Here is a 12,480-nt window from a genome sequence, read left to right as displayed (position 1 = left end):
CAAACCACCCGTTTGACGGGTGATTATGATTGTGACTATATTAACGATGAAATTTATAGTAAATAGCAATTCCCATAATCAAAAGAAGGACAAGGGCAGCAAGACGCGGGTTTGTTTTAAATAACTCGTGCATTGCATGAATTTGTCCAATACCAAGGGGAAGAGTAAACATAGAAAAGACACCCTTTCAAAATTTACTTAAGCGCTTAGTAGTTTTTTATAAGGAATTCTTTCATATCTGTTGGTTGATGTCCAGTGATATGCGCAAAGTCGTCAGTAACTTGGTCCATCAAGCCCATTGCAGCTGCTTGGTACATCGAAGCGAGTTCGTTTCCGTCACCCTCAGCAGCGTAAATTTCAGCAAATTTTTTTACGGTAACGGGGTTATAACCAATCTCTTCACCTGTAACATTAGTCATAATATAACTAAGTTCTGGCATTGTATAATTTTTGCTCATGGTAAGGAGATAATTTTGTCCCTTATCTCGCAAGTATGGCTTGACTGCTACATTGGCGATGGCTTCAGCACTATCTTGGCGGGAAATAAAACTCATTGCCTGGTCACCAACCGGGTAAATGATGTTGTGTCGTTCGATTAATTCTGGCAGATAAGGAACGAGTGGGTCAGCATACAATGAATTCTTAACAACAGCATATTCAAGGCCAGAGCTGGCAAGTCGTGCTGGTAAGTATGCGTAGTAACCAGCCATTTGGAATGGGTTATTATATTGATCTGCAATAAAACTAACATCGACTAAATTATGAACGTCTGCCTTAAACATTGCGGTTAATGAATTCTCAAATTCGTCAATTCGATCCTTAACTAAGTAGGTGATGCTTGGAATGTAGATAACAACATCGATTCCGCTAAAGGCTGCCGTCATCTTAGCAACGTCATGATAGTCAATTGCGGCAATTTCATATCCGGCATCTTTAAATTGAGAAGCTTTGGCGGGATTGTGAACACCGACGCGGATGTTATCTGGGGATGTAAGTTTGCTTAATTGCTTAACAACGTGTTGACCAAGGTGCCCGGTTGCCCCAGTAACCATATACTTCATTATTAATTCCTTCTTTCTTTTTCGGCATCTTTTAGTGCTTGCTTAACGCGAATAGTGTCGATTACATCCTGTAAACTGATTCTTGCGAGTTTAGCTTTTGCTGCTGTTTCTGCTTGCTGGTAAAAGCCGTCAAGCGTCTCTTGAATATTCCCGCCAACGATGCATTGTGGATTTGTTCGTTCATCAATCGTAAATAGATGAGCATCTCCTTCGATCGCAAGAAAAACATCATAAAGTGAGATGTCTTTAGGAGATTTTGCAAGTGCTGGATCTGCTGCACCATGAACGGTATTGATTAATCCAGCTTTGTTGAGCGCACTCATCAAACGTCGGACGACAACTGGTGAAGTTTCAATGCTGCTAGCGATATTATTACTTGTTAATGGAATAATTCCTTGATAAATATTAATGAAAGCAAGAATGTGGATGCTATCACTAAAACGGGTTGAAATTTTCATATTATCATTCCTTTAATTATGATTGTAATTTATGAAGTTACATGATGTCAAGAGATTGGATTTATCATTGCCTTGACAATTATTTTTCTTAGATATAGTATTAGTTTATTGATTGAAACTTTTTTAGTTACAAGTTAGGAGAAAATAAATGAGATTTAAGAAAATCGTTGCTCTTTCATTATTAAGCATTGCTGGCTTACTAGCAGGGACTATTATGCCGGCAGTAGCAAGTGCTGCTAGCAATAAACCAATTATTGTAGGATCGAAAAATGTTTCAGAAAGTAAGACTGTCAGTGAAATTTACGCGCTTGCACTTGAACATGAGGGTTATAAGGTTACTCGAAAACCCAATATTTCAAATAATGTGATTTTTAGTGCAACACAAAAAGGCGAAGTTGATGTTTATCCTGATTATACGGGAACAATTGTAGAGGCATACCTTAAAAAGAAGGGAACTGGCAAGAGTGCTAGTCAAATGGCTAAATTAGCACACGATGGTATTCAAAAAGACGGCTTAACGACATTTAAATACGCCCCAGGTGATAATCGTCAAGGTGTTGCAATGCCAACTAAGGACGCGAAGAAGTACCACATTACCAATTTAAGTGAACTACAAAAGAATGCAAAGAAGATTAACTTTGCTTCACAGGGTGAGTTCGAAAAACGTGCTGATGCCCTTCCAGAAATGAATAAGGTTTATGGTAAATTTGATTTTAAGTCGATTAAGGACTATGACGTAAATTTACTCTACAAGATTATGGAACAAGGAAAAGCACAAGCAGCTCCAGTTTCAACAACTGATGGTCAATTAGCAACTAGTAAGTTTACTTTACTAAAGGATAATAAGAATATTTGGCCACCATATAATTTAGTACCAGTAGTAAATAAAAAGGCTGCCAAAAGTCATCCAAAAATGGAGCAAGCCTTAAATAAAGTTGATGCGAAGTTAACAACTAAGCAATTAACTGATCTAAACAAAAAAGTTAATGTCGACGGGCAAAATTATAAGACCGTTGCTAAAAATTGGTATAATCAAAATATGAAATAAGTGCCAAAGGGGCAGATAGCTAGTTTTTCTTGCTAGATATTTGCTCCTTCGTTATAGGTAATAGATGGGGAGTGGTAGCTTGCTAGGGCAAATAATTCAATATTTTCAAACAAATAGCGGACAATATTGGCAATATGTTGGTCAGCATATAGTTCTTACCGTTGTAACGCTCGTGATTTCAATGATCATTGCATTGCCATTAGGATATATTGGTTCGCGAATAAAACCAGTTGCTCAATTTTGTGTGATGTTTGCGCAATTGTTACGAATCATTCCTAGTTTGGCATTACTGTTTTTATTAATTCCATTTATTGGAACGGGGGTTATCCCTGCGTTAATTGCTTTAATTGTTTTAGCGCTTCCGCCGTTGCTAATCAATACAATTCTTGGCTTTAATGAAGTGAGCCCGCTATATAAGAAAGTTGGGATAGCCCTAGGGATGGATCAGCGTCAGTTGCGCCGGCAAATAGAGATTCCCCTTGCATTACCCTATATTTTAAACGGAATAAAACTAGCATTGGTTGAAATCATTGCTAGTGCAACCTTAGCTACTTATATTGGTGCTGGTGGATTGGGAACCCTAATATTTACTGGCTTAGGCTTATACGATATGAGTTATGTGGTGATTGGCGCAGTAAGCGTTGCTATTTTATCCTTGCTGGCAATGATTAGCTTTGATTTTTTAATTAGAAAGGTACAAAAGCATGACAGAACCAATTATTCAATTTAAACATGTTGAGAAGCGCTTTAACGATCAAACGGTGATTCCTGATCTCAATTTTACAGTCAACAAGGGCGAATTTATAACGATTCTTGGCTCATCTGGTTCGGGAAAAACTACTACCTTGAAAATGATTAATGGGTTGATAGCGCCAAGTGCTGGTGAAATCTTAATTGATGGACAAAAGCTTCGAGAACTCGATCTAGTAAAATTGCGCCGGCACATGGGATATGTTGTCCAACAGATCGGGTTATTTCCTCATATGACGATTGGACAAAATATTGCAGTTGTGCCCAAAATGCTGCATTGGGATAAGAAAGAGATTAATAATCGTGTTAAAGAATTATTAAATCTTGTTCAACTAAATCCCGCTGAATATATGAACCGCTATCCTCAACAATTATCTGGTGGGCAACAACAGCGCGTAGGAGTGGCAAGAGCTTTAGCGACTAATCCACCGTATGTATTATTTGATGAACCTTTTGGCGCGCTGGATGCCTTAACAAGAATGGAATTGCAACGAGAAGTGAAAAAGATTCATGAATCGTTGGCAGAAAAGACTTTTATGTTTGTAACCCATGATATTAATGAAGCCTTATTTTTAGGCCAACGAGTGATGATCATGCATGAAGGACGCATCGTTCAATTTGCTACGCCAGAAGAAATTGTTCGCCATCCAGCAACGGAATTTGTTGAGCAGCTTTTAGGGACGATTCGCCAAAATCAAGATTTGTGGAGGCAACAATATGATTGAGTATTGGAATGAGAATTGGCCGATAATGCTTGATGATGTCCAGCAACATGCAACGATGGTTCTTTCTTCATTAGCAATTGCCTTAGTGATTGCAGTTATAATAATCTTATTGTTTTTGCGCCGTGAAAAGTGGCTTAACAGTTTGATCTATTTCTTTTCGCTCTTATATTCGATTCCAAGTTTTGCCTTTTTTGCCTTGCTCTTACCGATTTCTGGATTAGGGATGAAGACCGCGATTATTGTATTAACGATCTACTCTGAATATGTTCTATTGCGTTCCTTCATTACGGGAATCCGTGGCGTTGATCCACAATTAATCGAAGTTGGTGTGGGGATGGGAATGACATCTCGACAGATTTTTCGCCAAATTCAATTGCCGCTAGCATTACCGGCAATTTTTAGTGGAATCCAAGTGGCCCTAGCTTCGACAATGGCAATGGCAACTATTGCGGCAACGATTAATGCCGGTGGTCTGGGGCAATTATTGTTTGAAGGACTGCAGGGCCAACAGGTAGTGCCGATTTTGTGGGGAACAGTTTTAACAATGGCTTTGACATTAATTTGCGCAGGAATTGTTCAATTGATTTCGTGGATGTTGTTGCATCGGTGGAAAGGAGTATTAAATAACTGAGCAGGAAATTAGTAGTATTCACTGAGAATTCGTATAATCAAAATAGGTAACGAAAACGAGGAGGATGCTGAATGGATAAAAATGAATTAAAGAAATTAACGCCAATGCAATATGCCGTGACTCAAATGGGAGTTACTGAAAAACCATATAGTGGTAAATATGATCGATTTGATGAACCGGGTATTTATGTTGACGTTGTTAGTGGGGAACCATTATTCTCATCATTAGATAAATACGATGCAGGATGTGGTTGGCCAGCATTTACTAAACCGATTAAGAAGCGTGTTCTTACAGAAAAGCGCGATCAATCATTTGGGATGGAACGAACCGAGGTAAGAAGTAAGGAAGCTGATTCACATCTCGGGCATGTCTTTACTGATGGTCCAACTGATCGTGGAGGATTGCGCTATTGCATCAATTCAGCAGCTTTGCGGTTTATCCCAGTTGATAAATTGCAAGAAGAAGGCTACGGAGAATACTTGAGTTTGTTTGATAAATAGCTAAAAATCGAGAAGAGACTGTTAAAAAAGGTTATAATGCCTTTTTCAACAGTCTCTTTATTTATACAAACTATTGTTAAGATATCGTGGAAATTAACCACAAGGCTCGAGGCTAAGGATAGAACGGTAATCAGCCCGTGCCGTGCTAATTACCGTTCTATCCTTAGCCCACCGCCTTGTCGAGAAGGTTAATTCCCACTCACATTCAAATTATTATTTTTCTTCTAACATTGCGTCATAAAGTGAAGGACGACCACCTAATAAGCGATTAACGTAATAGGCGACTAAAGTAATTAAGGTCATTGGCAAAATTTGTTCAACTGAACCCACCATTTCAGTTACTAATAAAATTGCTGTAAATGGTAGTCCTTCTGCCCCGCCAAAATATGCAGCCATTGAAATTATAATGACGTTGACATAACAACTAGCTGGGATTATTCCCATATGGATAAGAATGGTTCCAGTCAATGCGCCAACAACGGTTCCTAAAACGAATAATGGCATGAAAATACCACCTGGAACTGTAGCACCATACGCAATCATTGTGCCACCAAAACGAAGGATAAAATAAACTAATAAAATTGCGACCATTGCTTTCCAATTCGTTGAAAGTGACATATTAGTGACATATTTAATAAAATCGTGACTACCACCAAGAATATAAGGGTTCCATAATCCAACAGGAATAACTAATAATAGTGGAATAATGCTATGAAATTCTTTGGGGATAAATGTGATTTTGCTGTACCACCAGGTGAGGTTGAGGGCAGCAAATTGAAAACAGTATGCTAAGAAACCAATAACAACCCCCGCGATGATTAACCATGGATAAGATGCAACAGGTAATTTGGTTGTGATTGGAATATATAAGCAGGGCTTAATGCCAAAAAACAAAAAAGTAATAAATGCAGAAACAATGGAAGAAGTTAAAGCGGGAATCCAAATTCGGGAATTGAAATTATGCGTCATTTCTTCTAGTAAAAACATTGTTCCTGCTAAAGGAGCGCTGAAAGCAGCAGATAACCCGGCCGCAACGCCACATTCCATTAATAAATATTTATCTTTATCTGTGAGGTGAAAAAATTTTTCGTTAAAGCAAGCTCCAATACAAGCACCAATTTGGATACTTGGTCCTTCACGTCCTAAGAAAAGTCCAGGACAGATAGTGAGCAAACTAGCGACAAACTTTCGCCATAATACAGGCCACCAATGGATCCGGTGTCTTCCTAGCAAAACAGCTTTTAATTGTGTAACCCCGGAACGAACAACGTCCTCTTCATAGGGCTTTACAATTTTTCCAATTAACCATGCAACGATAAATGTACCTAATACATAAGGAATCAAAACTAAGGGATGTTTTCCCATAAAAGGATAGATAATAGTAAGTAAAGTCAGCGTATGATCGATAATCCAGCGAAAGACTCCGATTACAAGACCAGTTACTATCCCAATAGCAATGCTAACGCCAAGGTAACGCGAAACAATGGAGGTGAATGGTTTTCCTAAAATGTCCCGTGCCCGTTTGTGATATAAGGTATTTTCATTTTTCACAAATACTGCCTCCAATACGGTGTTTTCCCTATATTAGCATAAAAAGAGAGTGAACAATAACAGTCTGCGAGAGATAAGTATTGTTCACTCTTATTTTCTATGAGCTTGTTAATAAAATCTATGTTGGTGTTTACCACCCACAAATAAACTTATAATTGAAGCTAATAAAATTGCGGAAAAACTTACAACAGCGATTACGTTACTCAATAATGACATCATGGTAAACACCCTTTCTTAATAAAATTGACATCGCTTTCATCAACTACATTATAACATTAGTTGGCTATAATTGATTAAAAAGCATCTCTTATTTTACTAATTTAGGGTATTCATTTAAACATCTTGCTTATTCTTTGAAGAAATCACGAATAATTTGCTTATAAGCTTTAATTGTAGCGACGTAACTGGAAATAGTTGTATATTCATCATTTTGATGAGCCGCATTCCAATCATCACAACCTAAAATTACAACCGGAAGATCTGGCCGATTTAATGTAAATACACTCGCATCTGTTGCACCATTGATAATATCGAGTTTGATATCATTTGGATAATTGCGCTGAGCAGCATTGAGGGCGATTTGGACAAAATCATTATTAGGTTCTGTTGCAATGGGATAGAAATCTTGAATAATTTTTAGTTCTAATTGGAAGGGAGTTGTGTGATTAATGTATTCAAGCGCATCGTTTAATCGATCTGCAACTTTAACATTATTAAATGCTGCCGTGGGACGAATGTTGCCATGTAAACTAGCGCTGTCGGGGATGGTATTAACTTGTGACCCACCATCAATAACTGTAATACTATGCTGCACCTTACCGAGATACTGATCATCCTTGCTATTATCAAAAAGGTGTTTTTCTTCTTCGATAAACTTTAGCAACCCTTCAATTGCATTAATACCGTTTTGCGGATGTGAACTATGACAAGACTTTCCATAGCTAGTAACGCGATAGTTCATACTTCCGGAGTGAGCAAAAATAACGTTTCCGCCAGTTGGTTCACCGACTACTAATGCATCAAGATCATCGGCAACCCCTTGTTTTTGTAATCGATAGGCACCAGGAGTACCAAGTTCTTCTCCGGCGGTAGCAATAAATCTAACCGTTCCTGATGGCAGTTGACCAGCTTCTTTTAATTCGATTAAGACGATGGCTTGAGCAGCCAGACCGCTTTTCATGTCAGCGGCTCCCCGACCGAAAACATAATCACCGTTAATTTCACCGCCAAAGGGATCATGTTGCCAGCGATCTGGATTAGGTACTGCCACAGTGTCTTGGTGCCCAGTAAGTCCAAGAATTTTTTTGCTTTCACCAGTTCCGATTTCCGCGATCAAATTTGCACGGCGGTCACCAAATTCATCAACTTTTGAATCAATTCCGTGACTTGATAAAAGTTTTTGTAAGTAGTGGGCTACTTCAACTTCATTTCCATTGACAGAATGGATTTTTATTAAATCTTGCAGTACTTTGACTTTTTCACTGACTTCCATAATAATCCCTCCTATATGTTAACGGTCTTGGTGGTTAAGCTTCTTGGCTAAAATATCGCCAACTACTTGAATGATTAAAACAAATAAAAGAACAAGAATCGTGGCAACAAGGGTTACGTCATTGTTAAAGCGGTCGTAACCGTATGAAATAGCAGTATTACCCAAACCACCAGCACCAATTGCACCAGCCATTGCAGTAAGGCTAACTAAACTAATTAATGTAACGGTGGAGACACGGACAAGTTCAGAACGAGCTTCGCGGAGGTAAACGTCAATAATGATATCCCAGTTAGTAGCCCCAATAGCTTGGGCAGCTTCAATTTTACCGTGATCAACACTTTCAAGCGCAACTTGAACTTGACGAGCATAGAAAGCAAATACACCTAATGAAAGTGGCACTAATGCGGCGGTTGTTCCAATCTGTGTTCCAACAATCAATTGGGTGAAGGGGGCAATGAAGGCCAACAAAATGATAAATGGAATTGCCCGGAAAACAGATACGACTTTATCAACGATACTAAAAACAATTCGCTTTTCTAAAATTCCACCGGGCTCAGTAACCACAAGCGCAACTCCGAAGATTAATCCTAAAATTCCGCCGAAGATAGCAGGCCAGAAAGTCATGTAGATAGTTTGCACGATTGAAGTGCCCCAACCGTTGTCACCACCCCAACCAAGTTGAATTACATTTGGTATAAGATTATTCATTCCAAATCCTCCGATCATCAATCTTTGTGACAGTAACATCGTTTCCTTTTAAGAAGTCAATAGCTTGTTGACGCTTATCAGCATCGCCCTTGATAACCACAAACAGGGTACCGACTGGTGAACCGGCCAAGACTTCAATGTTTCCATAAAGCATACTTGCTTCAACTTGCAGCTTCTTATATAACTCGATAATGATTGATTTAGTCACGTTATTTGCATCGTAGACCAATTGCAGCAATTCTTCATCATCGTCAAGGTGGCCCAGGTCAAATGCTTTAAGGGTATCGATTGCGGCTAAGGAACCTCCCACAAATTGACGGGTTAAGTCCTGTTGTGGTTGGAGGAACACCTTCTGCAAGGTGCCGCGCTCAATGATTTGTCCATATTCCATGACAGCAATCTTATTAGCTACTCGTTTAACAGCGTCCATTTCATGAGTAATGAGGACAATCGTTAAATCTAATTTTTCGTTGAGCCGTTTAAGAAGGTCCAAAATCTGATTAGTGTTTTGGGGGTCAAGAGCCGAAGTAGCCTCATCAGAAATTAGGATTTCAGGATCATTAGCTAATGCCCGGGCAATGGAAACCCGTTGTTGTTCACCACCAGATAATTGAACAGGGTAGAATTCAGCCTTATCCTTTAAGCCAACTAAGTCTAAAAGTTCAAGTGCCTTCTTCTCTTTTGCGTCATCATCCATGTCAGTATGTTTAAGAGCGAAAAGGACATTTTCAATTACTGAAGTTTCATTTAATAAATTGAAGTGTTGAAAAATCATGCCAATTTTTCGGCGCTTTTCTTGTAACTCTTTATTACTAATTTGCTGTTGATGGTCTTTGAAAAAAACAGTGCCATTAACTGTTACTGATCCCGCAGTAGGAAGTTGTAGGAGGTTGATGGTTCGAACTAATGTTGATTTACCAGCTCCAGAATAACCAACAATCCCATAAATATCGCCTTTTTCTACTTTTAAGGTAACATCCTTAACGGCATGAACAACCTGTTTTCGTTGCTTAAAAGTTACGCTAATGTTGTCTAAGTCAATGATCGGGTTCGCCATATTAATCCTCCTTTATTTATTGAAGTTGAGGTCCCAAGCAGGAATTTCTGCTGTTCCGTATAGTTTCTTAATTTCTCGTTTTGTTTTTTCAGTTTGGTAAGCACGTACAACATCTTTGTAAATCTTGTTGTTCTTTTCACTGCCTTTAACAGCAATAATGTTGACCCATTGCTTTGAATCCTTGTTAACTGGTTCAACGAAAATAGCACTCTTGTAATTAAGACCAGCAGCTTGCGCATAGTTAGTGTTAACTACTGCGGCATCAACGTTATCTAACGACCGGGCTGTTTGATCAGCGGCTAATTCTTTAATCTTAAGATCGCGTGGATTCTTGGAAATTGAACTTACAGTTGCAAGCTTTGTGCCCTTCTTGAGGTCGATCAAACCAGCATTCTTTAATGCGAATAATGCCCGTGATTCGTTTGAAGCATCGTTTGGTACTGCGATTGTTCCACCGTTAGGAATTTCCTTTACACTCTTGTATTGCTTGGAGTATAACCGGATTGGAGTGATAAATGTATCACCTAAAGAAACAAGATCAGTTTTATGGGCTTTATTCCAAGTTTGTAAGAATAACTTGTGTTGGAAGGCGTTTAAGTCAACATCGCCATTTTCCAAAGCCTTATTTGGTTGGTTGTAATCAGTGAATCGTTTGAATTTTAAAGTAACGTTGTACTTATCTTTAGCGGTTTTGCTTACTGAATTCCAAATTTCATCGTCTTGTTTTGAACCAGCCATAATCCCGACAGTAACAGTCCGTTTTGCTTGTTGTTGCGGACGGATAAAACTAAAGTATCCGGCAATAACAACGATAAGTGCAACTACTGACCAAATAATGATGTTTCTTCTTTTCTTTCTCTTCATAGTAAAAACTCCCTTTCAATCAATTAAATATTTTCGTTGGTTAATTAAAACGTTAACTTGCTAGTAAATAAAAAAGCACTCGTCCCTTTATTCAAAGGACGAGTGCTTCGCGTTACCACCTTTATTTGCTGAATCTTCACAGACCCAGCCTCAGTAGGTTACTCTAATAAAATAATTAGAATTACCTAGCACTAATAACGTGTGCTAACCCGTTATCGACTAACAATCATCGATACCATTCCAAGCCCATCTTCAGTAGTTACGCTTGCTTCCTCACACCACCCAGAAGCTCTCTTAAAAGCCTCGCTACTTACTCTGCTTTTCGATATGTTTTAACGTTCAATTAATTATTATGTGTTCTATTATAATGATTCTCTAATTTTTGTCAACGTATTTTTTAATTTAAATTTTGTTTTATTTGAGTCATCAATCGTTTTTTATTTTGCCTATCTATAGTAATTAAAAAATAATTATGTTAAAATTGGAAAACGATTAAAAAGAAGCTGAGAGGGGTCTTAGTAATGACACGAAAAGTTGGAGTTATCGGAATGGGTAATGTGGGGTCAACAGTTGCCCACTATATTGTGGCAATGGGCTTTGCAGATGACCTAGTGCTGATCGACAAAAACGAAGCAAAGGTTAAGGCTGATGCACTTGATTTTGAAGATGCGATGGCTAATTTGCCTTTCCATACCAATATTACTGTTAATGATTACAGTGCGTTGAAGGATGCAGATGTAATTGTATCCGCGTTAGGAAATATCAAACTTCAAGATAATCCTAATGCTGATCGTTTTGCGGAACTTCCATTTACCCGCCGAGCAGTAAAAGAGGTTGCACAAAAGATTAAGGAAAGTGGCTTTAACGGTAAGATTGTGGCTATTACTAACCCGGTTGATGTTATTACCTCGCTCTACCAAAAAATAACTGGTCTTCCGAAGAACCATGTATTAGGAACAGGGACCCTGCTTGACTCTGCACGAATGAAGCGGGCAGTGGCCGAACGGCTTAACTTAGATCCGCGTTCTGTAGATGGTTATAATCTTGGCGAGCATGGTAATTCACAATTTACAGCATGGTCCACTGTTCGCGTTCTTGGCCGTCCTTTAACTGAATTAGCAGATAAGCGCGGATTAGACTTAGAAGAGCTTGATAAGGAAGCTAAGATGGGTGGCTGGACTGTCTTTCAAGGGAAAAAGTATACTAATTATGGAGTTGCAACGGCAGCTGTTAAGCTCGTCAATGCAATTTTATCCGATTCATTAACTGAATTACCGGTATCAAATTTCCGTGAAGAATATGGAGTCTACTTATCTTACCCAGCGGTTGTTGGTCGTGATGGAGTTGTAGAGCAAGCCCAACTTGACTTGACAGAAGAAGAACTGCAAAAGCTGCAAACATCAGCCGATTTCATTAAGGAAAAGTATCAAGAAAGTTTGCAAGCAAAAGATTAAGGAAAACTTAAATAAAGAAAATAGACTAGCATAAAAAAATTATGCATGGTAGAGTTGCTTCTATACTTAACAAATAAAAGTGGCGTCATCAGATAAATTTGGTGGCACCACTTTTATCCATAAATTTGCGAGAATACCCCTACTTCTATAAGTAGGGGATGAATCGCTCTCTTAAAGCACG

14 protein-coding genes and 1 other annotated feature are annotated in these 12,480 nt (G+C 38.6%); of the genes, 6 read left to right on the top strand and 8 right to left on the bottom strand.

Annotated elements, in window-relative coordinates; genetic code table 11:
* Positions 1 to 40: 40 nt before the first annotated feature.
* From AACL61_RS01115 to AACL61_RS01105, 3 genes are read right to left on the bottom strand one after another with little or no spacing between them, the layout of a single operon-like run.
* Positions 41 to 172 carry a hypothetical protein gene (locus AACL61_RS01115; protein WP_003667147.1) on the bottom strand — a complete coding sequence of 44 codons (132 nt, stop codon included), beginning with the start codon at positions 170 to 172 and terminating at the stop codon, positions 41 to 43.
* A 34-nt stretch (positions 173 to 206) separates the two neighbouring features.
* The gene (locus tag AACL61_RS01110; RefSeq protein ID WP_102817035.1) at positions 207 to 1,061 is read right to left on the bottom strand and encodes an NmrA family NAD(P)-binding protein; all 855 of its coding nucleotides are present in this window, start codon (positions 1,059 to 1,061) and stop codon (positions 207 to 209) included.
* A gap of 2 nt (positions 1,062 to 1,063) precedes the next feature.
* A complete protein-coding gene (locus tag AACL61_RS01105; RefSeq protein WP_102817034.1) occupies positions 1,064 to 1,519 on the bottom strand; it encodes an Rrf2 family transcriptional regulator in 456 nt (151 codons plus the stop codon).
* 148 nt (positions 1,520 to 1,667) lie between these two features.
* Here AACL61_RS01105 and AACL61_RS01100 point away from each other — a divergent pair, with 148 nt between their 5' ends.
* The 5 genes from AACL61_RS01100 to msrB all read left to right on the top strand — a co-directional run bounded on the left by AACL61_RS01100 (position 1,668) and on the right by msrB (position 5,173).
* Positions 1,668 to 2,567 (top strand): glycine betaine ABC transporter substrate-binding protein, encoded by a 900-nt coding sequence (locus tag AACL61_RS01100; protein WP_229286027.1) that lies wholly within the window; start codon positions 1,668 to 1,670, stop codon positions 2,565 to 2,567.
* Between the two features lie 64 nt (positions 2,568 to 2,631).
* Complete coding sequence (locus AACL61_RS01095) at positions 2,632 to 3,297, top strand: ABC transporter permease (RefSeq protein ID WP_102817032.1); 666 nt, start codon at positions 2,632 to 2,634, stop codon at positions 3,295 to 3,297.
* Positions 3,272 to 4,042, top strand: a complete 771-nt coding sequence (locus tag AACL61_RS01090) for an ABC transporter ATP-binding protein (protein ID WP_019252857.1) — start codon at positions 3,272 to 3,274, stop codon at positions 4,040 to 4,042. The genes AACL61_RS01095 and AACL61_RS01090 overlap by 26 nt, the downstream gene beginning before the upstream one ends.
* Positions 4,035 to 4,673, top strand: a complete 639-nt coding sequence (locus AACL61_RS01085) for an ABC transporter permease (RefSeq protein ID WP_102817031.1) — start codon at positions 4,035 to 4,037, stop codon at positions 4,671 to 4,673. The genes AACL61_RS01090 and AACL61_RS01085 overlap by 8 nt, the downstream gene beginning before the upstream one ends.
* Before the next feature lie 71 nt (positions 4,674 to 4,744).
* Positions 4,745 to 5,173: a peptide-methionine (R)-S-oxide reductase MsrB gene (gene msrB / locus AACL61_RS01080; protein WP_102817030.1), complete on the top strand. Its 429-nt coding sequence runs from the start codon at positions 4,745 to 4,747 to the stop codon at positions 5,171 to 5,173.
* A gap of 213 nt (positions 5,174 to 5,386) precedes the next feature.
* Here the strand turns inward: msrB and AACL61_RS01075 are convergent, their stop codons facing one another.
* From AACL61_RS01075 to AACL61_RS01055, 5 genes are all read right to left on the bottom strand, one after another.
* Positions 5,387 to 6,724, bottom strand: coding sequence for a ClC family H(+)/Cl(-) exchange transporter (locus AACL61_RS01075; RefSeq protein ID WP_180977137.1), 1,338 nt, complete (start codon positions 6,722 to 6,724; stop codon positions 5,387 to 5,389).
* Between the two features lie 346 nt (positions 6,725 to 7,070).
* Positions 7,071 to 8,216: an ArgE/DapE family deacylase gene (locus AACL61_RS01070; protein ID WP_102816484.1), complete on the bottom strand. Its 1,146-nt coding sequence runs from the start codon at positions 8,214 to 8,216 to the stop codon at positions 7,071 to 7,073.
* 18 nt (positions 8,217 to 8,234) lie between these two features.
* A complete protein-coding gene (locus AACL61_RS01065) occupies positions 8,235 to 8,942 on the bottom strand; it encodes a methionine ABC transporter permease (RefSeq protein WP_414152585.1) in 708 nt (235 codons plus the stop codon).
* A complete protein-coding gene (locus AACL61_RS01060; protein ID WP_339110855.1) occupies positions 8,917 to 9,981 on the bottom strand; it encodes a methionine ABC transporter ATP-binding protein in 1,065 nt (354 codons plus the stop codon). The genes AACL61_RS01065 and AACL61_RS01060 overlap by 26 nt, the downstream gene beginning before the upstream one ends.
* Positions 9,982 to 9,993: 12 nt before the next feature.
* Entirely contained in the window at positions 9,994 to 10,845 is an 852-nt protein-coding gene (locus AACL61_RS01055; RefSeq protein ID WP_019254252.1) for a MetQ/NlpA family ABC transporter substrate-binding protein, read from the bottom strand.
* A gap of 91 nt (positions 10,846 to 10,936) precedes the next feature.
* Positions 10,937 to 11,180 (bottom strand) — a binding site (T-box leader).
* Between the two features lie 186 nt (positions 11,181 to 11,366).
* Here AACL61_RS01055 and AACL61_RS01050 point away from each other — a divergent pair.
* On the top strand, positions 11,367 to 12,299 hold the full coding sequence (locus AACL61_RS01050; RefSeq protein ID WP_102816481.1) for an L-lactate dehydrogenase: 933 nt from the start codon (positions 11,367 to 11,369) through the stop codon (positions 12,297 to 12,299).
* Positions 12,300 to 12,480: the final 181 nt, after the last annotated feature.

The sequence above is a fragment of the Limosilactobacillus reuteri subsp. porcinus genome (assembly GCF_036621895.1).
Lineage (GTDB): Bacteria > Bacillota > Bacilli > Lactobacillales > Lactobacillaceae > Limosilactobacillus > Limosilactobacillus reuteri_J.
The sequence above is the reverse complement of the archived record's forward strand: the minus strand, read 5'-3'. Positions and strand labels throughout refer to the sequence as shown.